Here is a 488-nt window from a genome sequence, read left to right as displayed (position 1 = left end):
ACGGGGCGCAGGGACGGATCCCGCGCGATGCGGATACCCGTCCAGACCGTCAGCAGAAGCGAGACTGCGAGCAGTGCCGTCAGTCCCGCTTTTGCCAGTTTTCGGATCATGTCAGACCTGACGTGACCGGATCATGCCCACGATGTCATAGACGTCGTTCAGGATCGGGGTTGCGATGGCATCGCTCCTGCCCGCACTGGAGGCGGGCCATATCGTCATCACCGATAGATTTGCCGACAGTACAAGGCTCTATCAGGGATTGCGGGGCGAGTTGACCGATACGGTTGATATCCTTCACCGTACCATGATCGGCATCGATCCCGACCTGACATTCCTGATCGACATTCCGGCAGAAATCGGCCTTGCCCGTGCGCAGGCCCGCGCGGATACGGAACAGCGGTTCGAGGATATGGGCCTTGATCTTCAGCGCCGCATGCGCGACGGCTTTCTGGAACTGGCCAAAGCCCCCCGCTTTCGCATAATCGATG

The 488-nt window shown here is 59.8% G+C and carries 1 pseudogene; it reads left to right on the top strand.

The features are described 5' to 3' along the window. Positions 1 to 181: 181 nt before the first annotated feature. A pseudogene (locus TR36_RS14645) lies at positions 182 to 488 on the top strand (dTMP kinase); the annotation flags it as partial.

The sequence above is a fragment of the Falsirhodobacter sp. alg1 genome, from assembly GCF_000739715.2.
Lineage (GTDB): Bacteria > Pseudomonadota > Alphaproteobacteria > Rhodobacterales > Rhodobacteraceae > Falsirhodobacter.
Note: the sequence above shows the minus strand (reverse complement) of the source record. Positions and strands in the feature narration are given on the sequence as shown.